The following is a 24,556-nucleotide window of genomic DNA, read 5'->3' on the forward strand; positions in this document are numbered from 1 at the left end:
TGCAACGGGCTGCAAACTTAAAGTCGCGGCACTGCCCAGCCGACGAAGCGCTTGCGAAGCTCCGGGTCCGCCTGCAAGAAAAGTTGCTGCAACCGCCCCTCCAGTTCGCTGGTTTCCACAGCAGGTACAGCCTTGCCCGCTGCTACTGTGGTTGCCGCTCCGGCCATCGTCAACGCTGCCTTGCCACCGCTGCGGTTGTACTCCTCGAGCCGGGCTCGCCAGTCCATACCGATCAGCATGCCGCTGGTTACCAGTGCATCCTGCTGAGTATCGAGCGCCTGACCATTGGCCTGCAGCGTCACAACTGGCGCCTTGGCATAGGCCACCATCGCCTGCTCATCGGCTGGCTGTTGGGCCACCAGCGTCAAGCGCTGGTTGCTGGCCTGATAACGCACCACCTGAGGATCGGATCGCACCTGACGATCGTTCTCGCTGCTATTGCGACTCGGGATCACCCCCTCATATCGCACCAGCAATTGCTGCTCCCCATCCGCCAGGGTAGCGTGCTGCTCATCTTGCAGCTTGCCCGCACTGACCGCCAGGATCTGGAAATCCGGTGGCACCACCACCTCGACGGCGGCCTGCGCCGTACTCATGCCCAGCGCCGACCACAGCAGTGTCAAACCACTCCACTTCTGATAACCCTTCATGCTCGCTCATCTTCCTGATCGCTACGATGGGCGCAGGGTAGCAGCCGAAGATGACAGAAAAATAACGCCGGTCAGAGCAAGTAGCGGGGCCGCTCGGCAAACCACTGGGCCAGCACCTGCTTGAACAGCCGGATCTTGCGTGGCACCCGCCGCTGCTGGGCGTGCAGCACATGGAGCTGATGCAGACCGCTCTGCCACCCGTCGAGCACGGTCACCAGCTCTCCCGCGGCCAGCGCGGGCTCCACCAGCATCAGAGGGCACTTGGCATAGCCCATGCCGGCGCGGGCCAGTTGCAGTACGGTACTGTAGTGATTGGCCCGCACCTTGCCTTGCACCAGAATATGGGCCTCTTCCTCTCCTCTGCGAAAGTGCCACTGCTCCCAGGCGGGGTTGCTCCCCTGCAACAGGCAGGGCCGCCCGCCCAGCTCATAAGGGGTGGCGGGGATCCCCTCCCGCGCCAGCAGGGCCGGGCTTGCCACCACCACGTCCTTGAGCTGACCGAGTGGCAACGCCACCAGGTTGTCGGGGATGCTGCTCATGGCGCGCAGCGCTATGTCGTTCTCCCCCTGACTCATGTCGACCATGGCATTGGTGAAGTTGAGTTCGACCTCGACACCCGGGCAGAGCACTGCAAAACGGCCAAGCAGCTCACTCACCATGCGATCTCCTGTGCTGACCGCGCAGGTAAAGCGCAAGCGGCCAGCATCCTCCTCAGTCAGTGCCTGGATATCCTCTTCCGCCTGCCGGACTAGCGCGAAAATCTGCCCCGTCTGCAAATAGAGGGTCTTGCCCGCCTCGGTGAGGCTGAGCCTGCGGGTAGTGCGCTGCAACAACTGGGCATTGAGAGCGGCTTCCAGGGCGCTGACATGACGGCTCAGCATCCCCTTGCTCACCCCCAGGGCATCGGCAGCGGCAGAGAAGCTGCCTCGCTGCACCACCTCGTAAAAGCTGGCCAAATGGGCGATATCCATCATTAGCTCCAATATGGAAACAATGAGTTTATTTTACGCGCTTTTTCCCCCGTTTCATCGCGCTAGAATCTACCTATCCCAACCAGGAGTGAAACTGATGAAGATTATGATTGTGGGTGCCTCCGGCACCGTCGGCTCTGCGGTCAGTGAACTGCTTGCCAAGGACCATCAGGTGATCCGGGTCGGTCACAGCCGTGGCGATGCCACTGTCGACATGCGCGATCCCGCCTCCATCAAGGCGCTGTTTGCCCAGGTGGGCCAGTTCGATGCGCTGGTCGTCGCCAGCGGCAGCGTGGCCTTCAACAGCCTGACCGAGATGACCGACGAGCAGTGGCAAGTAGGGCTCCAGAGCAAGCTGATGGGCCAGATCAACCTGACCCGCGCCGCCATCCCCTATCTGAATGACAAGGGCTCCATCACCCTGATCAGCGGTATTTTGAGCGAGGAACCCATCAACTGGGGAGTCAGTGCGACCACCATCAATGGCGCCATCGAGCACTTTGTGAAGGCCGCCGCCTGCGAGCTGCCAAAGGGCTTGCGCATCAATGTGGTGAGCCCGACCGTGCTGACTGAGTCGATGGACAAGTACGCCGACTTCTTCCCGGGCTTCGTGCCGGTGCCCGCCGCCAAAGTGGCACTGGCCTACCAGAAATCCGTGCTGGGCGTGCAGACCGGGCAGGTGTTCAAGGTCAACGGCTGATAGCCGCCGCCCTCTTGCCGCCAGACCACCAATAAAAACGGGCCCCGCACTGGGGCCCGTCTGTTTGTCGGCTTGTGCCTTTTGCCACCGGCAAACGTTTGTTTTTCGATGACAAAAAAGGCGGCAACCCTTAGTCGATCAGACCGTACTGATCCCGCAGCACCTCGATGATCTCCTGCTTTGGATTGGCGGAGCGCACCAGCGGGTGACCGATGATCTTCTCGGCGATCCCGACGTAGGTGTTGGAGATATCCATCATCACCTCGGTCGGCAGCTTGTTTCCTTTGGCCAGGGCGAAACGTTCCGGCATGCGGTTCTTGTTGAGCAGTATGTCCGGATCCGGGAAGTGGTTGAGCAGCCACTGACGGAAACCCTCTTTGGACTTCTCGACGATCTGGCCATCACGCAGCGCCGCGCCATCCCAGATGCGGGAGCTGTCGGGGGTGCCCACTTCATCCATGTAGATCAGCTTCTCGTTGCCAGCCGCATCCTGGACATAGCCAAACTCGAACTTGGTGTCGACGAAGATCTGATCCAGGGAAGCAAGCGCATCGCTGATGACGTTGAAGCCCTCTTTGAGCAGCACTTCGTAGCGATCGATGTCAGCCGGTTTGCTGAAGTTGAAGCCTTGGTAGTGGCGTTCGATATCGGCGCGGGAGACGTTGACGTCATCGGCTTCCGGCACACCATCCAGCCCGGTCAGCACACCCTTGGTGGAGGGGGTGATAAGGATCTCCGGCAACTTCTGATCCTTTTTGAGCCCTTCTGGCAAAGTAATACCGCAGAACTCACGCTCGCCATCCTTGTAGGCACGCCACATGGAACCAGTAATGTACTGGCGGGCGATCGCTTCGATCATCACGGGGCGGGCTTTTTGCACGATCCAGACGAAGGGGTGCGGAATATCCAGGATGTGGCTGTCGGCCAGTCCCTTCTCCTTGAACAGCTTGAACCAGTGGCTGGAGATGGCGTTGAGCGCAGCTCCTTTGCCCGGTACGCCATTCAGCCCGTCGACACCTTGCCAGATGCAGTCGAAGGCCGAGATGCGGTCGCTGATCACCATGAGGGCGAGCGGCGCATCGGCAGGCACATCATAGCCTTTCTCTTTTATGAGCCGGGCACTGTCTTCGGGGGTCAACCAGTAGACGCTGCGCACTTTGCCGGAATGGACAGGTTTATCGGTACGGATCGGTAAATCGTCATTCACCGCCAATACTTGATCTGCAAGACTCATGGCTAATAACACTTCCTGTTTGTGGGAGGAATAAAACAGGGGCACCAGGCCCCTGTTTCTGGGGGGTTAACATATCAAGCGCATCAGACCCTGTATTTACAGGGGGATTAACCTAACAAAACAGGGGCACTAGGCCCCTGTTTCTATTCTGTTTTTGCTGCCTGGTCAGCCAAGCCCTTGGCAAAGGCCTCGGACAGGCTGATGTACATCTGGGAGATGACGCCGGACGCCACTGGCTTCTTGTCCTTGTCGAACAGGGTGATGGAGGTCTTGCCCCCCGCCATCTCGCCCAACTGGAAGCGATACTTCTCCTCTTCCAGCTTGAATGGCTCACCGCCCTTGGCTTTCCAGAAATCACTGCCCGGTTCGTCGTATTCGACGTCGATCCAGCCCAGGGACTGCTGGGTATCCTTGATGGTGAAACCATAGGCCGGCAGCACCTGATTGAGGCGACGCCAGACCAGATCAAAGGAACCGTCCGCAATCCAGGCACTCAGCTCGTTGTTGTCCAGACCCAGCTGCAAACCCATGCCATCGTTGGCCTTGTGCTGCTCGCGGGACTTGAGCTGCTTGTCGTAATAGAGGGAGAACTGGTTCAGGGCGCGGGTCGCGTAGCGCTGGGCATCGGCTGGCGTCAACACATTGGTGGTCTCGCCATCAATGGTCTCTTCGTGATCCAGCACCCGCACCGACATGTTGACGGCATGACGCTGGGCATCGTTGCGCACTGTGAACTGGTAACGCTGGCGGATGTTGAAATCATCATCCTCTTCACTCCAGCCATCGAGGGCCTTGGTGTTGTCAAACCAGCCGGTCTGCAAGACGCCAGCCTGCTGATCCAGCTTCTCTGTGGTCACCTTGTACTGGGCCAGGAAGTTCATCAGGAAGGCCCAGGTATCACGCTCCACGCTCTGATTGGTACTCAGGGCATAGAAGGCCACTGTGGGTTCGCTGGCATTGGGCACGACCTGGCTGCCCGGTACCACTGTCAGCAACTGGGCAGGCGGACGCACGTCAATCTTGGCGCCAAGAGCACCGTCACGGCTGCTCTCTGGCAACGCCGGGATGTCGAAATTGCTGTTAAAGGCGGGGGTACTCAACCCGGACGGCACCAGAAACGCACGACCTTCAAGGCGGGCATCCTCGTACTCGAAACCACGGTTGGCCATCTTGCGATCCTGGGGTGAACTACAGGCTGCCAACACGGCAACGGTCGCTACACTCAGCACCAGGCGCACTGCATTTCCCTTTCCATTTGCTTTAAACACTCGCCATCAACTCCGCAGTCGTCAGTGCTCGCGTCATCGCTTGTTCGCCCTCTGGGGTGAGGTCGGTGAGCGGCAGACGCAAGGTCGCCGTCGCAATCAATCCCAGTCGTGCGCAAGCCCACTTCACCGGAATGGGACTCGGTTCGCAGAACAGAGTCTGATGCAACGGCATCAATCGATTGTTGATGTCATGCGCCTGCCCGGCATCACCGGCCAGCGCAGCACGACACATGTCGGCCATCTGGGCCGCTGCAATATTGGTGGTGACCGAAATGACTCCGTCTCCCCCTTGCAGCATAAAATCACATCCACTGGCATCATCGCCACTATAAAGCGCGAATTCCTCTCCGCACAGCTCACGCAGCAGCGGAGTACGGCTCAGATCCCCGGTGGCCTCTTTCAGACCTATGATGCCGGGTACCCTGGCTAACCGGGCTACCGTCTCCGGTTTGAGATCGCAACAGGTGCGACCGGGCACATTATAAAGAATTTGGGGCAGACCACTAGCCTCGGCGATCGCACAATAGTGACGATAGAGGCCTTCTTGGGTGGGTTTGTTGTAATAAGGGGTAACCGAGAGACCCGCCACCACGCCCGTTTCGGCGAATCGTTTGGCAAGGGCGATGGCATGGGCGGTATTGTTGGATCCGCAACCAGCGATGACGGGAATGCGTCCGGCGGCCAGTTCCACGGTTTTTTCCACGACGGCGATGTGCTCCTGCTCGCTCAGGGTCACCGATTCCCCTGTGGTACCAACCGCAACGATGGCGGCTGTGCCCGCGCTGACATGATAATCGACCAAGGTGGCCAGACTGGCCCAGTCGACTTCACCTGAAGCCAGCATGGGGGTAACGAGCGCAACAAGACTACCGCGTAACATGGATATTTCTCCCGATTTTCAGGGGCGTTATGGTAAAGCTGCCCCCTTGGAAAAACAAGGGAGGCAGGGGGCAAGCCATGATACCATCCGGCACAAAACGCTGTGCGCGAGCGCAACAGCATGCGCCAAATCGTGGTCGTGACCACCACAGGCAGGGCTCGCCGCAACAACATTCTCAACAAGGTTGTCATGTCAGGGTGCAGAAAGTTGCCAGAGCGCTCCCGCTGTACTCACATTCACAACCAGCTAATGGACGAGAGAAGATTTATGACTCACTACCTGGTCGTAACGGCCATAGGCACGGACAGGCCTGGCATCGTCAATGAAGTCACTCGCCACGTCAGTGGGTGTGGCTGCAACATTGTCGATAGCCGTCTTGGTATCTTCGGTAATGAATTCACCTTCATCATGCTGCTGTCCGGTGACTGGAACAGCCTGATGCAACTCGAGATAAGCCTGCCCCTGCGCAGCCAGGAGTGGGAGCTCATCACCATGATGAAGCGCACCGAGCGCCACCATTCGCTGCAATACGACATCAGCGCCAACGCCGAGATCCTGATCCGGGATCAGCCTGGCATCGTAAGTCAGTGCACCCAGTTCTTCAGCGACCACGGCTGGGACATCCAGGCCATGCAGACCATGACGCTGGAGCAACAGCCCTACAACCTGCTCAAGGCAAGCTTCCAGCTCAATCTGGCCAAGCAGGGAGAAGCAGCCGGTTCGGATACGGCCTTCGCCGGATTCTGTCGTGAACTGGGCGCTGAATCGTTCGAATTCATCGTCAACAACAAACACGCCTGACGACCAACCCCAAGGAGAATCCATGCAACCTTTATCCGCTGGCACCCTGGCCCCCGACTTTTCCCTGTCAGATCAGGATGGCAATCCAGTTCGTCTATCCGACCTGCGCGGCAAGAAAGTGCTCATTTATTTCTATCCCAAGGCGATGACCCCTGGCTGCACGACCCAGGCCTGCGGTCTGCGTGACGTCAATAGCGAGCTGGCCGCTCTCAACGTGGTGGTGCTCGGCATCAGCCCGGATCCGGCCAAGCGCCTGAAGAAGTTCGAGGAGCGCGACAGCCTCAACTTCCGCCTGCTGGCCGATGAAGATCACGCCGTCGCCGATGCTTTTGGCGTCTGGGGCCCGAAGAAGTTCATGGGCAAGGAGTATGACGGCATTCACCGTCTGAGCTTCCTCATCGATGAAGAGGGCAAGGTCGTCCACCGCTTCGACAAGTTCAAGACCAGCGACCACCATCAGGTGGTGCTCGACCTCATCAAGGGTTGAGCCCAAAGACATATAAAACACACCATGCAAAAAGGGCCTGCAACTGCAGGCCCTTCGCTTGTCTCGCTCGCCGAGATCACAGTGTGATGATGGCATCACCTGATGAGTCAAGGCCGGGTCGCCATCTTGGCGGCCCAGTTTTCGTTGCCCCGTCTGCCAGGACCTGTGGCCACAGCGACGGAGTCATGTTTGTGATGGTCTGGCATGCACCTGTGTCGGGTGCCTTGGTGGCGAGTCATCCGGGCACAAGCCAGATGACTCCTTTATTGTTACCAGCTCAAGCCGCAATGCAAGCACGCAACCGCTGCTTTTAATTAACCAGAAACCGCTCCGTTTTGATTTCCCGATCCGGCTTTCTCACCAACCTCCCCTGCCAGATCAAAAAATTCATCTGAGATATGGGTTAACGTGACCCCAGTTTCATTTTCCAGTGAGAAAAGCCCATGAACATGAGCCACACCGAACGCCTGATCCTGAGCAACCAGTACGAGATCCTGGCCAAACTCAATCCGGAGAAAGCGGCCTCTTACCAGCGGGCAAGCACCATCATAGCCCGCGGTTACTGCCTGCAGATCCTCGAACTGGAGAAGAGCTTCGGTCATCTGGATCTGGCCACCTGTCAGGAGGTGATCGACACCCTGGAACTGCACCATGCGCTGGCCATCTCCTGGGGCAATCTTGATGGGGCCGATCAGAGTGAAATCACCGCCAGCCGGCTGGAATTCAACGGCTACAGCCGCAGCCAGGAGCGGGAGCTGGCCGACTACGTCTGCTTCCTGCTGGAAGTGGACAAGCGCTTCCCCGAGCTCAAGTGCCCATGTGACGAGCTTTCGAGCGACATTGCCATGCGCGACAAGTACCAGCGCATGCTGACCGTATGGCGCCAGTGCCCCCGTCAATACAAGCTCTCCATCCAGGAGATCCGCAAAGTATTGGCGGCCTGATCGACATAGATGGAAAAGGCGCCTCTGGGCGCCTTTATCTGATTGGAAAACCTTGTTCGCTTATTCGTAGAGAAAAGATTTGTCCAGCTGCTTGAAAGCAGCATTGAGGGTATCAGCCAGCTCTTCGTAACGGGGCTGGGCCACCAGTTGGCGATGACTCCCCTGCTCATTCATCTTGCCGTTGATCTCGCGATACCAGCTGGCAAGGGAGGGAGGCAGACGGGTATCGGCACGCTGACCAAGCCAGTAGTAACCCTGCAGCGGCAGACTGAGCAGAAACAACACTGAAGTCATGACCGAAGGCCAGTAGTGCAGCTCACCGAGCTGGAACTGCAGCATGACGCTGAGCACCGCCAGCGCCGGAATGATCTTGAGGGCGAATTCGGTGGCCTTGATCACCCGATTCTCCGGAAACATGGAATTAAGCTCGGGACGGCGGGGCCAAAGGGTCATATAATGACGGCCTTGCTGTAACTTAGTTCCAAAAATGTTCATGCTCATGCTACCTCCGAGCTTTTTTTGAACGTATTAACGGCAAAACCTCGACTATATTTGATGCGCAATAACAAAGGTTGAGGATGACTTTGTTATTTTTCAACAATCGAGTTATCCTTTGTACGCCCAATTTTTGCACCAACGGCCTGCCGTTGAGCTGTCAGGGACGTCTGGATTTCGGGTCTTGTATCACTATACAAGGGGCAAGCAACAGATTGCCAACCCTCATAAGGATAAGTTGAAAGTTTTTGGACGCAACGCGTCCAACGCATCCTCCTACACAACCCAATCTGCGATAGGATTTATTCATGAGTAAGCTGGTTCTTGTACTTAACTGTGGCAGCTCGTCCCTGAAGTTTGCTGTCATTGACGCAACCACCGGTGATGACCTGTTGTCCGGCCTGGCCGAGTGTTTCAACCTCGACGACGCCCGCATCAAGTGGAAACTGAATGGCGAGAAAGGCAGTGCCGATCTGGGCGCTGGTGCCGCTCACCAGGAAGCGCTGGACTACATCGTCAACAAGATCCTGCCGCTCAATCCGGAACTGTCCCAGAATCTGATCGCCATTGGTCACCGTGTTGTTCACGGTGGTGAGCGCTTCACCTCCTCCGTCGTGATCTGTGATGACGTGATCGCCGGCATCGAAGCCGCCGTACCTTATGCACCGCTGCACAACCCGGCTCACCTGATCGGTATCCGTGAAGCCCGTCGTATCTTCCCGGCCCTGGCCGACAAGAACGTGGCCGTGTTCGACACCGCCTTCCACCAGACCATGCCGGAAGAAGCCTTCCTGTACGCCCTGCCGTACAAACTCTACAAAGAGAATGGCATCCGTCGCTACGGCGCCCACGGCACCAGCCACTACTACATCAGCCTGGAAGCCGCCAAGCAGCTGAACAAGCCGGTTTCCGAACTGAACATCATCAACTGCCACCTGGGCAACGGCGGTTCCGTCTGCGCCATCAAGAACGGCAAATCCGTTGATACCTCCATGGGTCTGACCCCGCTGGAAGGCCTGGTCATGGGTACCCGCTCCGGCGATCTGGATCCGGCCATCATCTTCTTCCTGCACGACAAGCTGGGCATGAGCGTGGCGGATATCAACACCATGCTGACCAAAGAGTCCGGCCTGCAGGGTCTGACCGAAGTGACTTCCGACTGCCGTTTCGTTGAAGACAACTACGACAGCAAAGAAGAAGCCAAGCGTGCCATGGATGTTTACTGCTATCGCCTGGCCAAGTACATCGGCGCCTACGCCGCCGCCATGGACGGTCGTCTGGATGCCGTGGTCTTCACCGGTGGTATCGGTGAAAACTCCGCTCCGATCCGTGAAATCACCCTGAACAAGCTGGGTCTGCTGGGCTTCGACGTCGATCACGACGCCAACCTGGCTGCCCGCTTCGGCAAGGGTGGCGAGATCACCAAGGCTGGTTCTACCAAGGCCCTGGTTATCCCGACCAACGAGGAGTGGGTCATTGCCCACGACGCACTGGAACTGGTCGGCGCATAAATTCGCTGTAGAGCAAGGCCGCCCCAGGGCGGCCTTTTCCTGATCCCAAAAAATGAACAAGGGGTATTAAGTGGCACGCACTATTATGCTTATCCCGGTCGGCACTGGTGTCGGCGTAACTTCCGTGAGTCTTGGCGTTGTCCGCGCCATGGAACGTCACGGTGTCAATGTCAGCTTCTTCAAACCGGTCGCTCAGCCGCGTCCGGGTGAAACCGGTACCGAGCGTTCCACCGCCGTGATCCGCGCTGCTGCCAACATCAACCCGCCCGAGCCATTCGCCCTCTCCTACGCCGAGAACATGATCACCTCCAGCAACACCGACATCCTGCTGGAAGAGATAGTGGCTCGCTTTGAAGAGCACGTGAAGGCCAGCGGTGCCGAAGTGCTGGTCATCGAAGGCATGGTACCGACCGACAAGCAGCCGTTTGCCAACAAGCTGAACTATGACGTTGCCAAGGCGCTGGATGCCGACATGGTGTTCGTGACCCATCCGGGCAACGACTCCAGCCAGAAGCTCAAAGAGCGCATCGAGCTGGCCTGCTCCAACTTCGGTGGCGTCAACAACCCCCGTATCGTTGGTTGCGTCATCAACAAGGTAGGCGCTCCGGTTGACGAGCACGGCGTGACCCGCCCCGACCTGACCGAGATGTTCGAGGCGCACCACCACGCTTCTGAAGCGGCCCACAATCTGGAAGTGCTGCAAGTGTTCGGCAAGAGCCCGCTGCGCATCCTGGGTTGCATCCCCTGGAATACCCAGCTGATCGCCCCGCGCGCCAAGGATCTCGCCAAACATCTGGCCGCCAAGATCCTGCACAAGGGTGAGCTGGACAGTCGTCGCCTGCAAACCGTGACCTTCTGTGCCCGCTCCATCCACAACATGGTTGAGCACTTCCGTCCTGGCAGCCTGCTGGTCACCTCCGGCGACCGTTCCGACGTCATCGTCTCCGCCTGCCTCTCCGCCATGAACGGCGTCAAGCTGGGCGCACTGCTGCTGACCGGCAACTATCATCCCGAGCCGCAAGTGATGGCCCTGTGCCAACAGGCCATGGCCACCGGCCTGCCGATCATGATCACCGGCACCAACACCTGGCAGACCGCCGTCAGCCTGCAAAACTTCAACGTCGACATTCCGGAAGATGACCGCGAGCGTATCGAGCTGGTGCAGGACTATGTGGCTGGCCACATCGACAAGCACTGGATCGAGTCTCTCTCAGCCAAGTCTACCCGTTCCCGTCGTCTGAGCCCGCCGGCGTTCCGTTATCAGCTGACCGAGCTGGCCCGTCAGGCCAACAAGCGTGTCGTGCTGCCGGAAGGCGAAGAGCCGCGTACCATCAAGGCAGCTTCCATCTGTGCCGAGCGTGGTATCGCCCGTCCTGTGCTGCTGGGTAACCCGGAAGAGATCCGTCGCGTTGCAGAGCAGCAGGGTGTGGTGCTGACCGACCGTGTCGAGATCATCGACCCGCTGGAGGTGCGCGAGCGCTATGTGCCGCGTCTGGTCGAACTGCGCAAGAACAAGGGCATGACCGAAGTGGTTGCCCGCGAACAACTGGAAGACAACGTGGTGCTGGGCACCATGATGCTGGAGCGTGGCGAAGTAGACGGTCTGGTATCCGGCGCGGTACACACCACCGCCAACACCATCCGTCCGCCGATGCAGATCATCAAGACTGCCCCGGGCTCTTCCCTGATCTCCTCCATCTTCTTCATGCTGCTGCCTGATCAGGTGCTGGTGTACGGTGACTGCGCCATCAACCCGGATCCCACTGCCGAGCAGCTGGCCGAGATTGCCATCCAGTCCGCCGACTCCGCTGCCGCCTTCGGCATCGAGCCGCGCGTCGCCATGATCTCCTACTCTACCGGTACCTCTGGCGCCGGTGCCGATGTAGAGAAAGTGCGTGAAGCGACCGAGTTGGCCAAGGCCAAGCGCCCCGACCTCATCATCGACGGTCCGCTGCAATACGATGCGGCCATCATGGAGAACGTGGCCAAGTCCAAGGCCCCTAACTCACCGGTTGCAGGTAAAGCCACAGTGTTCGTCTTCCCGGATCTGAACACAGGCAACACCACCTACAAGGCGGTACAGCGTTCCGCAGATCTGGTCTCCATCGGCCCCATGCTGCAAGGCATGCGCAAACCGGTCAACGACCTGTCCCGTGGCGCCCTAGTAGACGACATCGTCTACACCATCGCCCTGACCGGTATCCAGGCAGCTCAGGCCGAGTAATCGACCTTCAGCCGACCCTGTGAAAAACCCGCCGAGAGGCGGGTTTTTTTATAGTGGGCGGGCGACATGTTGATCCGCAAGATCAAATCAGGATCCTGACCGGATCCCAATGCCTCTCTCCATGACTTGTCTGGCAAGGCTGGCAGGATAAGCAAACACTCACACCCGCCACAGGGGATTGCACAATTGCACCCCAACAGAGATCAGATCAAAATACCCCTTTAAGATCAGCTCACTAACACTAGACACACCGCTAATCTACAGAGTTTTCCACAGCTTTTGTGGATAGTTTACTGATCATTTGAAAGAAAATGACAGACCCGCACTTCCCCCTGGCTCAACTTGCGCCCGTGAAAAAGGGCTCCGAAGAGCCCCTTTGGGATAACAAATCCACCTGCCGAACAATCAGGGGCGCAGTGCCTTGTCCGCCCGGGAGATACCGCACACCCCGGAACGCACCACCTCGATGATCTCGTTGGTCTGGGCCGCGGTCTTGATGAAGGCGTCCAGCTTCTCGCTGGTGCCCACCAGCTGCACAGTGTACTGCTCCGGGGTCACGTCGACGATCTGGCCACGGAAGATGTCCGCCAGCCGTTTCAGCTCGTCGCGAGCACCACCGGCGGCGCGCGCCTTGACCAGCGCAATCTCCCGCTCGATATGCTCCCCTTCGCTCAGGTCACACACCTTGAGCACGTCCACCAGCTTGTGCAGTTGCTTCTGGATCTGCTCCAGCACCCGCTCGTCACCCATGGTGACGATTGTCATGCGCGACAGGGTGGGATCCTCGGTCGGCGCGACCGTCAGGGTCTCGATGTTGTAGCCGCGCTGGGAGAAGAGGCCCACCACGCGGCTCAGGGCGCCGGATTCGTTCTCCAGCAGAACGGAAATTATATGTCTCATCAGGTTCTCTCCGTCTTGCTCAGCCACATCTCATCCATGGCACCAAACTTGATCTGCATCGGGTAGACATGCTCATCCGGATCGACCGAGATATCCATGAACACCAGCCGATCCTTGATGGCAAAGGCTTTCTCCATGGCGCTCTCCAGCTCCGCCGGATCGCTCACCGCGATACCGACGTGGCCGTAGGCTTCCGCCAGCTTGACGAAGTCGGGCAGGGATTCCATGTAGGAGTGGCTGTGGCGACCGCCGTAGAACATCTTCTGCCACTGCTTGACCATGCCAAGGGCGCGGTTGTTGATGGAGATGATCTTGATGGGCACACCGTACTGCAAACAGGTGGAGAGTTCCTGAATGTTCATCTGTACCGAGCCGTCACCAGTGACGCAGCAGACCACGGCATCTGGGTTGGCAAACTGGGCGCCCATGGCGGCCGGAATACCAAAACCCATGGTGCCGAGGCCTCCGGAGTTGATCCACTGGCGCGGCTTGGCAAAGGGGTAGTAGAGGGCGGCGAACATCTGGTGCTGGCCCACATCGGAGGCAACGAATGCCTCCCCCTTGGTCACCTTGTACAGGGTCTCGATCACCTGCTGGGGCTTGATCAGGGTGGGGTGGGTCTCATAGGCCAGGCAGTTGCGGGAACGCCACTGGGCGATCTGGCTCCACCAGTCTGCCAGCGCCTGCTTGTCGTTGTCGAAGCCGCACTCGCGGATCACTTCCAGCATCTGCTCCAGCACGGTTTCCACCGAGCCGACGATGGGCACATGGGCCTGTACCGTCTTGGAGATGGAAGTGGGATCGATATCGATGTGCACTATGGTGGCATTGGGACAAAACTTGGCCACGTTGTTGGTGACGCGATCATCGAAGCGGGCACCCACGGCAAAAATCAGATCCGCATTGTGCATTGTCTTGTTGGCTTCGAAGGTGCCGTGCATCCCCAGCATGCCGACAAACTGCGGATGGGTGCCAGAGAAGGCTCCCAGCCCCATCAGGGTGGTGGTCACCGGCAGGTTCAGCAGCTCGGCCAGCTTGGTCACCAGATGATCCGCATTGGCATTGATGGCACCGCCGCCCACGTACATCACAGGGCGCTGCGCATCTACCAGCAATTTGGCGGCCCGCTTGATCTGGCCCTTGTGTCCGGCCTTGGTCGGATTGTAGGAGCGCAGCGAGACGGACTCGGGATACTGATAGGGGAATTTCTCTTTCGGGTTCTGCACGTCTTTGGGCAGATCCACCACCACAGGCCCCGGGCGGCCGCTGGCGGCAATGTAGTAGGCCTTCTTGATGGCATCGGGAATGTCGCTGGCTTTCTTGCACAGGAAGCTGTGCTTCACCACAGGACGGGAGATGCCGATCATGTCGGTCTCCTGGAATGCATCCTCCCCGATCATGCTGGTCGGTACCTGACCGGACAGGATCACCAGGGGGATGGAGTCCATGTAGGCGGTCGCGATCCCCGTGATGCAGTTGGTCGCGCCGGGACCCGAGGTCACCAGCACTGTGCCCACCTTGCCGGTGGAGCGGGCGTAACCGTCCGCCATATGCACCGCGGCTTGCTCGTGCCGCACCAGGACATGCTCCATCTTGCCGTTTTCAAAGAGAGCGTCATAGATGTCGAGCACTGAGCCACCAGGGTAGCCGAAAACGTGCTCAACTCCCTGATCTTCCAGCGCTCTAACCACCATCTGGGCGCCTGATAACATCTCCATGATAAAGCCCTCCAGGCTTTGCTCCGTTAAGCGAAAGCTATCGACAGTCCGCTGCTTCCCGGCAGCGCCGGCCCCGTGTCTTGTTGTTGTCTGAATACGGGCCAGGCGAGTTCGGTGCCGTCGATAGTAGAAAAATAGGTTTTTTCCATCATTCACCCGAAAAGCGGGTGAAAATCCAACTTAACCCGCTTGCGAACGCTTGTCCACGGCTTTGTCTGACCAGAACAGTCATAAATTTCAAACAGCTATTAACATTCAGTGACTTGGTGAAAACGGTGGGAACAAAGCGGGGAAGATGGGGGACTGGCTAGCGGATCATGCTGTCACTATGAGAAAAACAAGAAAAAATAGCCCACCCGTCGGGGTGGGCCGTCGAGCAGAGCACAGACTTACTGTTCGTCTTCCGGCTCCGCCAGCCAGATCTGTTGATCCGGATCCGTCTCTTCACAGACCGAGATGCTGACCCCCATGTCCAGCAGCTCGTGCAGCGTAAGATTGTCTGCCAGTGTCATGGTATCGCCGTTTTCATTGGTAAAGCGCATTGTGTCCGTCCTCTCCTTGGTGGGCTCCCTTTCAGTCTAGTCAAAGGCGCTCACTTGCGATAACCAAGTACTGTTTAATGCGCAGCCCCCTTCCAGCTCACTCAAGCGATCACACACCTCTTCCGGAAACAGGGTGCGAGCCCACAGTCGGCGCGAGAGCTGTGCCACGCTCTCCTCTGCCCCATTCGCAAGCCAGCTCGCCAGCTCGCCCGCCACATCAGGGTAGAGGATCTGGCCCGGAGCCGACGCATCCAGCCAGGCGCGCACCGCATTGGCATCCAGTCCATCCATCAAGTGGGCCAGCCCCATCAGCTCCAGCGTCTTGCTGTTGGTCAGTTGCTCGAACTGCCCTCCCAGCGGCTTGACCAACAGCTTCTTGCCAAGGGAAAGCGCCTCCGACGCCAGCTCAAATCCCCCGTTGGTAATGACACCCCGGCAACCTGCCAGAACCTGCTTGAATCCTTCCCGCGCCTGCGGCTCGAAACGTATGTTGCGCCACTGGCTGGCGCTGCGAATGGCCGGGTGAAAGCAGACGAAACGCTGCTGATTGAAGCGCGACAAGAGAGCTGCGATGGCTTCAGTCTGTTCAAACGGCAGATAGACCAGGATCTGCTGATTGTCGGGCAGTGCAACGATGGGATCTATGATGGGGGGCAGCAGTGGCTGACCGAAGTGAAACCAGTGCAGTCCGAGGGATTGGCGAACCGGGGCAAAATGACGCATCAGCTGGCGATTGAAGCCGCTCTCGCCCCAACGCGGGATCGGCCAGTCAAAACTGGCCTGATGGCTGATGGTGAGGCTGGGCTTGCCCCAGCGATGGGCCGCGTGAGCACTGAGCGGTTCGAAATCGCTGATCACCAGATCGTAATCGCGGCAATCCAGGGCCCGCATATCCCGCCAGAAGCGCAGGGGTGAGAGCCCCTTGAGGGTACGCCAGCCAGAAATGGCCCCCTCGTGGCTGACAAAGGTGATGCCGGCAAAGGTACGGTAGTCGCCGAACTCGTCCATCTCGAAATAACCATCGGCGGGGCGACCGCTGAACAGGTAATCGACCTCCAGCCCCTGCGCTCGCAGTGCACGAGCCAGGGTACGGCTGCGGCTGATATGACCATTGCCGGTACCCTGCACGCCAAACAGTATCCTCATCCCTGATGCCAGCTGAGCGCAAGCAGGGCGCAACCACCGCCGAGCAGGGCACCGGCCACCAGATCGCTCAGGTAATGCACCCCGAGCAACAGACGCGATGCCCCCACCAGTGCGGCCCAGACAAACAACAAGGGCGCCCAGAGCGGGAAACTGGCGGCCAGCACGGTCGCCATCAGGAAGGCGGCGGCGGTATGACCGGAGGGCAGACTGTAACGATCGGAGGGGGTAATGAAAACCGGCAAACCCACCGGCCGCTGGCGTTTCAGCGCATTTTTGAGCAGCAGATAGAGCGGCAATTCGATGGCAAAAGCGAGCAGAGCCACCCCGACCAGTTCACGTTCCGCCTCCCCCTGCCACCAGAGCAGTGTCGCCAGTACGGCGTAGAGGGGCCCGTCACCGGTGCGGGAGATGAGCCGACTGATCCTGGCCTGTGGCCGGTTGTAGGAGTGGAGCAGGCAGATGCGGCACACCTGCAGGTCCCATTGCTGGATCTTGTTCATAACCCCTCCTTCCCTGAAGTCTCTGTGCAGACTAGGGCAATGGAGTGACACTAAATTGAACAAGGGATAACAGATTTATGAAAAAAGGGCCGAATGGCCCTTTTTTACCGCAAGCGAGGCAAATGATCAGTTCAGGGTGCCGCGCAGGCCGTTTTCCATCAGCCGGCAGTTGTGATCCGCCAGACGGGCCATGAAGTGCTCATCCACGGTCAGACCAAACACCTGCTCGTAGAGATCCTTCATCACGAACGGCTGCCACATCATGCTGAGAAAGGAGATCTTCAGCATCTCGGGATCCAGGTTGTCACCCAGCTCGCCATTGCTCTTCATTGACTCCAGCAAGGCATCAAACTGGGGCAGTTGACGTTCCAGTAGACGATTCAGCACAAAATCCCGCCCGGGACTCTTCTCGGTCGATAATGCGCTGGAGATGGCGGAAGTGAGTTCGCTGTTGGGCGCCATCACCTGATAGTAGGTGTTGAGCAGCTCATTGAGGCTGCGGTTGCCAATCTCGTCTTGCCATGCCTGGTCCAGCGGCTCGGCCACATCGCCCAGCACTGCCTTGTAAAGACCCTCTTTACTGCCGAAGTAATAATGGATCATCGCCAGATTGGAGCCGGCCAGCTCGGCGATCTCGCGGGTAGTGACTTTGCTGTAGGGCGTATTGAGAAAACGCTCACGAGCGGCACAGAGCAACTTGTCACGAATGTCAGAACGTCCGACCGGACGACCAGGTCTGCGTTTTTCCATTGGATACCTCAGATAATTCAGCAAAAACTGATAAGTCGATCTGATTGCATAGATGATCGAGTACAGCAGGAATGACCAGATAATCGGGCAAGGGCCGAATATGGGACAAGTAAATTTGCACTCCTTTACAATCCGATTAAATAAACCAGCGGATTGAACCGGTGAGTCCGGGTTGACACAGCATAAAAATCTCGATATTGGTAACAGCGTTATCGACTGGAAGGATTGAGTCATCATGCATATTGCCGCTCCGCTACTACTACTCTCCCTAATCGCGACCAGTCGCGCGGGATCCTTGTAGCCGGGCTCAGGCATAGCCGGAATTTACAAAAACCCGTGCACCCTGCACGGGTTTTTTTATGCCGCCGCAGGATGCACGTTACCGAACTTAGGAAGAGGGAAGTCACATGTCAGATCGGGTCATCATTTTCGACACCACCTTGCGCGATGGTGAGCAGGCCCTGGCGGCCAGTTTGACCGTCAAGGAGAAGCTGCAGATCGCCCAGGCGCTGGAGCGGCTCGGCGTCGACATCATGGAAGTGGGATTCCCTGTCTCCTCCCCCGGCGATTTTCAATCGGTGCAGACCATAGCCCGCCACATCAAGAACAGCCGGGTCTGCGCCCTCGCCCGCGCCCTGCCCCAGGATATCGACGCCGCCGGTGAAGCCTTGCGGGTCGCAGAAGCTTTTCGCATCCATACCTTTATCTCCACCTCCTCCATTCACGTCGAGAGCAAGCTGAAAAAGAGCTTCGAGGATGTGCTGGAGATGGGAGTCAGCGCCATCAAGCACGCCTTGCGCTACACCGACGACGTGGAGTTCTCCTGCGAGGATGCGGGTCGTACCCCGATTGATAATCTCTGTCGCATGGTGGAAGCGGCCATCAAGGCCGGCGCCCGCACCATCAATATCCCGGATACCGTCGGCTACACGGTACCGACCGAGTTCTCCGGTATCATCCAGACCCTGTTCAATCGGGTGCCCAACATCGACAAGGCCATCATCTCTGTGCACTGCCACGATGACCTGGGACTGTCGGTGGCCAACTCCATCGGCGCCGTGCAGATGGGAGCCCGCCAGATCGAGTGCACCATCAACGGTATCGGCGAGCGGGCGGGCAACTGCTCCCTGGAAGAGGTCGCAATGATCCTGAAAACCCGCGCCGATCTGCTTAGGGTCCATACCAACATCCGCCACAGTGAGATTCATCGCACCAGCGCCCTGGTCAGCCAGCTGTGCAACATGCCGGTGCAGCCGAACAAGGCCATCGTCGGGGCCAACGCCTTCTCCCACAGCTCAGGCATCCATCAGGACGGCGTGCTCAAGGCGAAGAACACCTATGAAATCATCACCCCGGAGAGCATTGGCCTGCCCCAGAACAACCTCAACATGACCTCACGCTCCGGCCGTCACGTCATCAAGCACAGAATGGAGTCCATGGGCTATGCCGAGAGCAGCTACGATCTCGACCACCTCTACGGCAAGTTCCTGACCCTGGCCGACAAGAAGGGACAGGTGTTCGACTACGACCTGGAGGCGCTGGCCTTCTTCAGCCAAATCCACGAAGAGCCGGAGCACTTCAAGCTGGAGTATCTGGGCGTACAAAGCGGCAGCTCTGTGTTGGCCACCGCCTCGGTCAAATTGAAGGTCGGGCAGGATCTGGTCTGCGAAGCGGCTACCGGCAATGGTCCTGTGGATGCGGTCTACCAGTGCATCAACCGCATCACCGGCTACGAGATCCGCATCGACAAATACGCCCTAAAAGCCAAGGGTGAGGGCAAGAATGCCCTCGGCCAGGTCGACATAGTCGCCGAATACAAGGGACGAAAATTCCACGGCATGGGCCTGGCTACCGATATCATAGAGTCCTCTGCCCAGGCGTTGATCCACGTGATCAACAGCATCTGGCGCGCCGAGCAGGTGGCCGAACAGATGGAACGCAACGTCACAAAAACAGACAAGATCAATACGGAGAGTGTGTGAGTATGAGCAGTTATCGGATCGCAGTGTTGCCGGGTGACGGCATTGGCCCGGAAGTGATGGCCGAGGCCGTCAAGGTGCTGGAAAAAGTGCAGGCCAAGTTTGGTTTCTCCCTCGAGTATGATCGCCATGACGTGGGTGGCATCGCCATCGACAACCATGGCACCCCGCTGCCACAAAGCACCATCAAGGGCTGTGAGGCGGCCGATGCCGTGCTGTTCGGCTCGGTGGGCGGTCCCAAATGGGAGCACCTGGCCCCCAACGATCAACCCGAGCGCGGCGCCCTGCTGCCCCTGCGTGCCCACTTCAAGCTGTTCTGCAACCTGCGTCCGGCCCGTATCTACACAGGTCTCGAGCAGTTCTCCCCGCTGCGCGCCGACATCTCGGATCGCGGTTTTGACATCGCCTGCGTGCGCGAGCTGACCGGCGGTATCTACTTCGGCCAGCCCAAGGGGCGCGAGGGAGAAGGGGCGAACGAGAAAGCGTTCGACACCGAGGTATACCATCGCTTCGAAATTGAGCGCATCGCCAGGATAGCGTTTGAATCGGCCCGTGTTCGCAAGGCCAAGGTCACCTCCATCGACAAGGCCAACGTGCTTGCTTCCTCCATTCTGTGGCGCGAGGTTGTGACTGAAGTCGCCAAATCCTACCCGGACGTGGCGCTGAACCACATGTACATAGACAACGCCACCATGCAGCTCATCAAGGATCCGTCCCAGTTCGACGTGCTGCTCTGCTCCAACCTGTTTGGCGACATCCTCTCTGACGAGTGCGCCATGATCACCGGCTCCATGGGGCTGCTCCCTTCAGCCAGCCTGAACGAATCTGGCTTTGGCCTGTTCGAACCGGCCGGTGGCTCGGCCCCCGATATCGCCGGCAAAGGCATCGCCAATCCCATCGCCCAGATCCTCTCCGCCGCCCTGATGCTGCGCTACAGCCTGGGACAGGAAGCCGCCGCTCAAGCCATCGAGCAAGCCGTAGCCCAGACATTGGCAGAGGGATACTTCACCGCCGACCTGCATCAGGCAGATGCTCGCCATCCGGTGCAGAGTACCGCCGACATGGGCACCCAGATCGCCGCACGGATCTGAGCCACCCAGCACATAACAAGGAATACAGAGCAATGGCCAAAACCCTTTATCAGAAAGTATTCGACGCCCACGTGGTACGCGAAGTGGACGGCGAAACGCCGCTCATCTATATCGACCGCCACCTGGTACACGAAGTGACCAGCCCACAGGCGTTCGATGGCCTGCGCGCCATGAACCGCCCACTGCGGCGCCCGGATCTGACCTGGGCCACCATGGATCACAACGTCTCCACCACCACCAAGGACATCGCCGCCTCCGGCGAGATGGCCCGCATCCAGATGGAGACACTTGCCGACAACTGCAAGGAGTTCGGGGTTCGCCTCTACGATCTCAACCACAAATATCAGGGGATCGTCCATGTGATGGGCCCCGAGCTCGGCATCACATTGCCCGGCACCACCATCGTCTGCGGCGACTCCCACACCGCCACCCACGGTGCCTTCGGTTCCCTGGCCTTCGGTATCGGCACCTCCGAAGTGGAACATGTGATGGCCACCCAGACCCTGAAACAGGGGCGCGCCAAGACAATGCGCATTTCGGTCAACGGCAAGCTGGCGGAGGGCATCAGCGCCAAGGACGTGGTGCTGGCCATCATCGGCCGGGTTGGCCATGCCGGTGGTACCGGCTACGTGGTGGAATTCGCTGGCGAGGCCATTGCGGGCCTCTCCATGGAAGGGCGGATGACGGTGTGCAACATGGCCATCGAGCTGGGTGCCAAGGCGGGCATGATAGCCCCCGACCAGACCACCATCGACTACATCCGTGGCAAGGAGTTCGCCCCCAAGGGTGAATCACTGGATCAGGCCATCGCCTACTGGCTGAGCCTCAAGAGCGACCAGGGCGCCCACTTCGATGCCGAAGTAATCCTCGACGCCGCCGATATCGCCCCGCAGGTCACCTGGGGTACCAACCCGGGCCAGGTGATTGCCGTCAATGAACCGATCCCGGCACCGGAATCCTTCAGCGATCTGATGGAGCAGCAATCCGCCCGCAAGGCGCTCGCCTACATGGACCTGCAACCGGGCCAGAAGCTCACCGATGTCGCCATCGACAAGGTGTTCATCGGTTCCTGTACCAACAGCCGCATCGAGGATCTGCGCGCCGCTGCCGCCATCGCCCGTGGCCGCAAGGTGGCCGCCGGGGTACAGGCGCTGGTGGTGCCGGGCTCCGAGCAGGTGAAGGCACAGGCCGAAGCCGAGGGTCTGGACAAGATCTTCCTCGAGGCGGGTTTTGAATGGCGTCTGCCCGGCTGTTCCATGTGTCTGGCCATGAACAATGACCGGCTGCAACCGGGGGAGCGCTGCGCCTCCACCAGCAACCGCAACTTCGAAGGGCGTCAGGGCCGTGCCGGCCGCACCCATCTGGTGAGCCCGGCCATGGCCGCCGCCGCCGCCGTCACCGGTCGCTTTGCCGACATTCGCGCACTGTAAGAGGAAATAGCGATGACAGGATTCAAACAACATAAAGGGATCGTCGTTCCCCTCGACAGCGCCAACGTCGACACCGACGCCATCATTCCCAAGCAGTTTTTGCAGAAGGTCAACCGCATCGGTTTTGGCAAGCACCTGTTCCACGACTGGCGCTTTCTCGATGATGCGGGCCAGCAGCCCAATCCCGAGTTCGTACTCAACCAGCCGCGCTATGCCGGTGCCAGCATCTTGCTGGCCCGGGAAAACTTCGGCTGCGGTTCGAGCCGTGAGCACGCCCCCTGGGCGCTGGCGGATTACGGCTTCAAAACCCTGATCGCCTCAAGCTTTGCCGATATCTTCTATGGCAACGCCATCAACAACGGTCTGGTACCTGTGCGGTTGAAAGAAGAGGAGGTGGATGTCCTGTTCCAGCTGGTCGCGGCCAACCCGGGTCTGCAGATTGAAGTGGACCTGGAAGCCAATCAGGTGCGTGCCGGCGAGCTCAGCTTTGGCTTCGAGATCGACGAGTTTCGTCGCTATTGCCTGCTCAACGGGCTGGATGCCATCGGCCTGACCCTGCAGCACGAGGCCACCATCAGCGCCTTCGAAGCAAAGCAGCCAAGCTGGATCTGAACTGATCGCATCCCCTTGTAACAAGACGCAGCCATCAGAAATAAAGCGAGTAGAATCAACAGGGAGCCTTGGCTCCCTGTTTTATTATCCCGCCGCCATGGGCGCCGATAGCTGGCTATCACGACACCACCGACAGGAAAGGATGATGAAGAGACCGACGGCTATCCCCCTGCTTTTCAGCTTGTTGTTCGCGCTTTCGGCAAGTGCCGGACAGACCTATTTCAACAGCAACGGCGGTCAACTCAACGTCGGCTGGCAAGACAAGGAGGGCAAGGCACAGCAACTCAGCTATCGGCTGGACGCCGGCAAGTTGCCGCCGCTCATCGCCTATCGGCCTGCCCGTATGCAGGAGGACGTGTTGCAGGGCCTGCTGCAACAAGCCGGCACCGAATTTCCCGAGGTGCAATTCACCCTCTCCCGCCCCGATATGAAGCTGCACCTGAAGAGCCGCAATCAAGACAAAGCCCGGGAGGCTCTGGCCTGGGCCACCCTCCAGCGCAGCAAGCTGGAGGCACAATGGCTCATGCAGCACTACTTCCAGCCCTTCACCCCGCCCGACGGCGGCCCAGCCATCAAGCAGGATCATGTACGCATCGCGCTGGAAAGCCGGGCCGAGCTGGCCCCGCTGGCCGAACAGCTCAAACAGAAGGGCGCTACCGAGACGGAGGCTCGCCAGAAGACGGTGGCTCATATGCTCGACTTCATCCAGGCCATCCCCTACCAGCTGCTCGACAGCCAGTCAGGACGCTCGGGCAAGGGCTTCTTGAGCCCCCGTCAGGTGTTGGAGCAGAACCGGGGGGATTGCGACAGCAAAGTTACCCTGATGGCGGCCATGCTGGCCCAGCTCTTTCCTGAATTGAAACAGGCCATGGTGTTCGTGCCGGGGCATGCTCTGCTGGGTGTCGCCCTGCCAGCCAAACCGGGCGACGAGACATTGATGTGGGAAGGCGAAAGCTATCTGTTGCTGGAACCGACCGGCCCGGGCCAGTTTGCGATGGGGCAAATAGCATCGACCAGCAAGACGCTGATCGATAGCAAGCAACTGAACGTTCAGCCAGTTCAGGCCAGGGAATAAACACGAGTCGGGTCACTCGGGTAAAGATCGATAACAAGCAGCCAAGTGGGCAACCCAAGGATTTAACTGGTGGCCAAATAGCATCGACCAGCAAGAGCTGGTCGATCGCAGGCAATGGCGTTTTCAGCCGGTTCAGGCCTGGGATTGAAACTCGATGGCGAGCAGCAGGCCATCCTCCTCCTCCAGCACCCGAATGATGCGGGCCAGGGCCTCGAACGGCGGCAACAGGTTGTTGTTGGTGGCCAGACTGACCCGGATGGGCTGGCTGACATCGAGCTGATGCTCGGCGACGGCAATCCCCATGCCATTGGCGCTGAGATCCCGACAGATCCCCTCCAGCACTTGCTGTTGCTGAAAGACGGTGACGGGGGCGTTGATTATCATGCGCTGGAAGGCGCGTCTTTCCTTGGTACTGGTGATCACGCGAACATCCTCTGTTATGCCGAAGCCATCTCGATGGCCCGCAGGAACAATTGTGCTGGCCTCCCCCCAAGAACGTTAATACAATGCGGTTCGTTTCTCAAACGGGGTGCGGTTTACCGCTGAGATTATACCCGTGAACCTGATCCAGATAATGCTGGCGGAGGAATTTGAGGCATGGCGCTCATTTTTTGCGCTCTCATCCGCTGGCACCTCATGACTCATAGC

The 24,556-nt window shown here is 58.9% G+C and carries 24 protein-coding genes and 1 riboswitch; of the genes, 11 read left to right on the forward strand and 13 right to left on the reverse strand.

All coding sequences use genetic code 11. From position 1 onward, the window contains the following. Positions 1 to 17: 17 nt before the first annotated feature. Both ONZ54_RS18075 and ONZ54_RS18080 read right to left on the reverse strand, forming a co-directional pair. On the reverse strand, positions 18 to 650 hold the full coding sequence (locus ONZ54_RS18075; protein WP_271786840.1) for a DUF2057 domain-containing protein: 633 nt from the start codon (positions 648 to 650) through the stop codon (positions 18 to 20). Between the two features lie 71 nt (positions 651 to 721). After that, a complete protein-coding gene (locus ONZ54_RS18080; RefSeq protein ID WP_271788305.1) occupies positions 722 to 1,621 on the reverse strand; it encodes a LysR family transcriptional regulator in 900 nt (299 codons plus the stop codon). Positions 1,622 to 1,718: 97 nt separating this feature from the next. Here ONZ54_RS18080 and ONZ54_RS18085 point away from each other — a divergent pair, with 97 nt between their 5' ends. After that, positions 1,719 to 2,321 carry a short chain dehydrogenase gene (locus ONZ54_RS18085; RefSeq protein ID WP_271786841.1) on the forward strand — a complete coding sequence of 201 codons (603 nt, stop codon included), beginning with the start codon at positions 1,719 to 1,721 and terminating at the stop codon, positions 2,319 to 2,321. Between the two features lie 130 nt (positions 2,322 to 2,451). Here ONZ54_RS18085 and ONZ54_RS18090 read toward each other — a convergent pair whose 3' ends face one another. The 3 genes from ONZ54_RS18090 to dapA all read right to left on the reverse strand — a co-directional run bounded on the left by ONZ54_RS18090 (position 2,452) and on the right by dapA (position 5,703). After that, positions 2,452 to 3,555 (reverse strand): phosphoribosylaminoimidazolesuccinocarboxamide synthase, encoded by a 1,104-nt coding sequence (locus ONZ54_RS18090; protein ID WP_005311616.1) that lies wholly within the window; start codon positions 3,553 to 3,555, stop codon positions 2,452 to 2,454. A gap of 143 nt (positions 3,556 to 3,698) precedes the next feature. Beyond that, complete coding sequence (gene bamC / locus ONZ54_RS18095) at positions 3,699 to 4,823, reverse strand: outer membrane protein assembly factor BamC (protein WP_088814160.1); 1,125 nt, start codon at positions 4,821 to 4,823, stop codon at positions 3,699 to 3,701. Further along, entirely contained in the window at positions 4,816 to 5,703 is an 888-nt protein-coding gene (gene dapA / locus ONZ54_RS18100) for a 4-hydroxy-tetrahydrodipicolinate synthase (RefSeq protein WP_021139756.1), read from the reverse strand. The genes bamC and dapA overlap by 8 nt, the downstream gene beginning before the upstream one ends. Before the next feature lie 267 nt (positions 5,704 to 5,970). Here dapA and ONZ54_RS18105 point away from each other — a divergent pair, with 267 nt between their 5' ends. From ONZ54_RS18105 to ONZ54_RS18115, 3 genes are all read left to right on the forward strand, one after another. Further along, the gene (locus ONZ54_RS18105) at positions 5,971 to 6,504 is read left to right on the forward strand and encodes a glycine cleavage system transcriptional repressor (RefSeq protein ID WP_005311611.1); all 534 of its coding nucleotides are present in this window, start codon (positions 5,971 to 5,973) and stop codon (positions 6,502 to 6,504) included. 22 nt (positions 6,505 to 6,526) lie between these two features. After that, entirely contained in the window at positions 6,527 to 6,991 is a 465-nt protein-coding gene (bcp, locus tag ONZ54_RS18110; RefSeq protein WP_059113126.1) for a thioredoxin-dependent thiol peroxidase, read from the forward strand. 443 nt (positions 6,992 to 7,434) lie between these two features. Beyond that, positions 7,435 to 7,935 (forward strand): YfbU family protein, encoded by a 501-nt coding sequence (locus ONZ54_RS18115; RefSeq protein ID WP_017412149.1) that lies wholly within the window; start codon positions 7,435 to 7,437, stop codon positions 7,933 to 7,935. A gap of 60 nt (positions 7,936 to 7,995) precedes the next feature. On the opposite strand, the gene yfbV is transcribed toward ONZ54_RS18115, so the two are convergent. After that, positions 7,996 to 8,436, reverse strand: a complete 441-nt coding sequence (yfbV, locus tag ONZ54_RS18120; protein WP_011899053.1) for a terminus macrodomain insulation protein YfbV — start codon at positions 8,434 to 8,436, stop codon at positions 7,996 to 7,998. A gap of 302 nt (positions 8,437 to 8,738) precedes the next feature. Between yfbV and ONZ54_RS18125 the strand changes: the two genes are divergently transcribed. Both ONZ54_RS18125 and pta read left to right on the forward strand, forming a co-directional pair. Next, a complete protein-coding gene (locus ONZ54_RS18125; protein WP_271786842.1) occupies positions 8,739 to 9,941 on the forward strand; it encodes an acetate kinase in 1,203 nt (400 codons plus the stop codon). 70 nt (positions 9,942 to 10,011) lie between these two features. Next, positions 10,012 to 12,165 (forward strand): phosphate acetyltransferase, encoded by a 2,154-nt coding sequence (gene pta, locus ONZ54_RS18130; RefSeq protein ID WP_042467240.1) that lies wholly within the window; start codon positions 10,012 to 10,014, stop codon positions 12,163 to 12,165. Between the two features lie 405 nt (positions 12,166 to 12,570). Here pta and ilvN read toward each other — a convergent pair whose 3' ends face one another. The 6 genes from ilvN to ONZ54_RS18160 form a co-directional block, all read right to left on the reverse strand. After that, a complete protein-coding gene (ilvN, locus tag ONZ54_RS18135; protein ID WP_005311605.1) occupies positions 12,571 to 13,065 on the reverse strand; it encodes an acetolactate synthase small subunit in 495 nt (164 codons plus the stop codon). After that, complete coding sequence (locus ONZ54_RS18140; protein ID WP_096120112.1) at positions 13,065 to 14,783, reverse strand: acetolactate synthase 3 large subunit; 1,719 nt, start codon at positions 14,781 to 14,783, stop codon at positions 13,065 to 13,067. The genes ilvN and ONZ54_RS18140 overlap by 1 nt, the downstream gene beginning before the upstream one ends. 389 nt (positions 14,784 to 15,172) lie before the next feature. Continuing rightward, a complete protein-coding gene (locus ONZ54_RS18145; RefSeq protein WP_010673158.1) occupies positions 15,173 to 15,325 on the reverse strand; it encodes a hypothetical protein in 153 nt (50 codons plus the stop codon). Positions 15,326 to 15,361: 36 nt separating this feature from the next. Next, complete coding sequence (locus tag ONZ54_RS18150) at positions 15,362 to 16,471, reverse strand: MJ1255/VC2487 family glycosyltransferase (RefSeq protein ID WP_131731240.1); 1,110 nt, start codon at positions 16,469 to 16,471, stop codon at positions 15,362 to 15,364. After that, positions 16,468 to 16,971 (reverse strand): phosphatase PAP2 family protein, encoded by a 504-nt coding sequence (locus ONZ54_RS18155; protein ID WP_021139762.1) that lies wholly within the window; start codon positions 16,969 to 16,971, stop codon positions 16,468 to 16,470. The genes ONZ54_RS18150 and ONZ54_RS18155 overlap by 4 nt, the downstream gene beginning before the upstream one ends. A 126-nt stretch (positions 16,972 to 17,097) precedes the next feature. Beyond that, positions 17,098 to 17,721 carry a TetR/AcrR family transcriptional regulator gene (locus ONZ54_RS18160; protein ID WP_021139763.1) on the reverse strand — a complete coding sequence of 208 codons (624 nt, stop codon included), beginning with the start codon at positions 17,719 to 17,721 and terminating at the stop codon, positions 17,098 to 17,100. A gap of 407 nt (positions 17,722 to 18,128) precedes the next feature. Here ONZ54_RS18160 and leuA point away from each other — a divergent pair, with 407 nt between their 5' ends. From leuA to ONZ54_RS18185, 5 genes are all read left to right on the forward strand, one after another. After that, positions 18,129 to 19,703 carry a 2-isopropylmalate synthase gene (gene leuA / locus ONZ54_RS18165; RefSeq protein ID WP_271786843.1) on the forward strand — a complete coding sequence of 525 codons (1,575 nt, stop codon included), beginning with the start codon at positions 18,129 to 18,131 and terminating at the stop codon, positions 19,701 to 19,703. A 2-nt stretch (positions 19,704 to 19,705) separates the two neighbouring features. Further along, entirely contained in the window at positions 19,706 to 20,791 is a 1,086-nt protein-coding gene (leuB, locus tag ONZ54_RS18170; protein WP_096120115.1) for a 3-isopropylmalate dehydrogenase, read from the forward strand. A gap of 32 nt (positions 20,792 to 20,823) precedes the next feature. Continuing rightward, positions 20,824 to 22,221: a 3-isopropylmalate dehydratase large subunit gene (leuC, locus tag ONZ54_RS18175; RefSeq protein WP_099991659.1), complete on the forward strand. Its 1,398-nt coding sequence runs from the start codon at positions 20,824 to 20,826 to the stop codon at positions 22,219 to 22,221. Between the two features lie 12 nt (positions 22,222 to 22,233). Further along, complete coding sequence (leuD, locus tag ONZ54_RS18180) at positions 22,234 to 22,833, forward strand: 3-isopropylmalate dehydratase small subunit (protein WP_155602759.1); 600 nt, start codon at positions 22,234 to 22,236, stop codon at positions 22,831 to 22,833. 145 nt (positions 22,834 to 22,978) lie between these two features. Then, the gene (locus ONZ54_RS18185; RefSeq protein ID WP_265430458.1) at positions 22,979 to 23,908 is read left to right on the forward strand and encodes a transglutaminase-like domain-containing protein; all 930 of its coding nucleotides are present in this window, start codon (positions 22,979 to 22,981) and stop codon (positions 23,906 to 23,908) included. Positions 23,909 to 24,040: 132 nt separating this feature from the next. Here ONZ54_RS18185 and ONZ54_RS18190 read toward each other — a convergent pair whose 3' ends face one another. Next, on the reverse strand, positions 24,041 to 24,331 hold the full coding sequence (locus ONZ54_RS18190; RefSeq protein ID WP_265430450.1) for a PilZ domain-containing protein: 291 nt from the start codon (positions 24,329 to 24,331) through the stop codon (positions 24,041 to 24,043). Between the two features lie 92 nt (positions 24,332 to 24,423). Then, positions 24,424 to 24,514, forward strand: a riboswitch (TPP riboswitch). Positions 24,515 to 24,556: the final 42 nt, after the last annotated feature.

Origin of the sequence: Aeromonas salmonicida (assembly GCF_028355655.1) — a bacterium.
GTDB lineage: Bacteria > Pseudomonadota > Gammaproteobacteria > Enterobacterales > Aeromonadaceae > Aeromonas > Aeromonas salmonicida.

Bases quoted from the DNA above. Each gene is read 5' to 3' on its own strand.
- ONZ54_RS18080 (WP_271788305.1), bottom strand. From the start codon at position 1,621: ATGGATATCGCCCATTTGGCCAGCTTTTACGAGGTGGTGCAGCGAGGC.
- leuB (WP_096120115.1), top strand. From the start codon at position 19,706: ATGAGCAGTTATCGGATCGCAGTGTTGCCGGGTGACGGCATTGGCCCG.
- ONZ54_RS18085 (WP_271786841.1), top strand. From the start codon at position 1,719: ATGAAGATTATGATTGTGGGTGCCTCCGGCACCGTCGGCTCTGCGGTC.
- ONZ54_RS18115 (WP_017412149.1), top strand. From the start codon at position 7,435: ATGAACATGAGCCACACCGAACGCCTGATCCTGAGCAACCAGTACGAG.
- ONZ54_RS18160 (WP_021139763.1), bottom strand. From the start codon at position 17,721: ATGGAAAAACGCAGACCTGGTCGTCCGGTCGGACGTTCTGACATTCGT.
- yfbV (WP_011899053.1), bottom strand. From the start codon at position 8,436: ATGAGCATGAACATTTTTGGAACTAAGTTACAGCAAGGCCGTCATTAT.
- ONZ54_RS18090 (WP_005311616.1), bottom strand. From the start codon at position 3,555: ATGAGTCTTGCAGATCAAGTATTGGCGGTGAATGACGATTTACCGATC.
- leuA (WP_271786843.1), top strand. From the start codon at position 18,129: ATGTCAGATCGGGTCATCATTTTCGACACCACCTTGCGCGATGGTGAG.
- leuD (WP_155602759.1), top strand. From the start codon at position 22,234: ATGACAGGATTCAAACAACATAAAGGGATCGTCGTTCCCCTCGACAGC.
- ONZ54_RS18125 (WP_271786842.1), top strand. From the start codon at position 8,739: ATGAGTAAGCTGGTTCTTGTACTTAACTGTGGCAGCTCGTCCCTGAAG.
- ONZ54_RS18185 (WP_265430458.1), top strand. From the start codon at position 22,979: ATGAAGAGACCGACGGCTATCCCCCTGCTTTTCAGCTTGTTGTTCGCG.
- ilvN (WP_005311605.1), bottom strand. From the start codon at position 13,065: ATGAGACATATAATTTCCGTTCTGCTGGAGAACGAATCCGGCGCCCTG.
- ONZ54_RS18075 (WP_271786840.1), bottom strand. From the start codon at position 650: ATGAAGGGTTATCAGAAGTGGAGTGGTTTGACACTGCTGTGGTCGGCG.
- ONZ54_RS18140 (WP_096120112.1), bottom strand. From the start codon at position 14,783: ATGGAGATGTTATCAGGCGCCCAGATGGTGGTTAGAGCGCTGGAAGAT.
- bcp (WP_059113126.1), top strand. From the start codon at position 6,527: ATGCAACCTTTATCCGCTGGCACCCTGGCCCCCGACTTTTCCCTGTCA.
- ONZ54_RS18145 (WP_010673158.1), bottom strand. From the start codon at position 15,325: ATGCGCTTTACCAATGAAAACGGCGATACCATGACACTGGCAGACAAT.
- ONZ54_RS18105 (WP_005311611.1), top strand. From the start codon at position 5,971: ATGACTCACTACCTGGTCGTAACGGCCATAGGCACGGACAGGCCTGGC.
- ONZ54_RS18150 (WP_131731240.1), bottom strand. From the start codon at position 16,471: ATGAGGATACTGTTTGGCGTGCAGGGTACCGGCAATGGTCATATCAGC.
- leuC (WP_099991659.1), top strand. From the start codon at position 20,824: ATGGCCAAAACCCTTTATCAGAAAGTATTCGACGCCCACGTGGTACGC.
- ONZ54_RS18155 (WP_021139762.1), bottom strand. From the start codon at position 16,971: ATGAACAAGATCCAGCAATGGGACCTGCAGGTGTGCCGCATCTGCCTG.
- dapA (WP_021139756.1), bottom strand. From the start codon at position 5,703: ATGTTACGCGGTAGTCTTGTTGCGCTCGTTACCCCCATGCTGGCTTCA.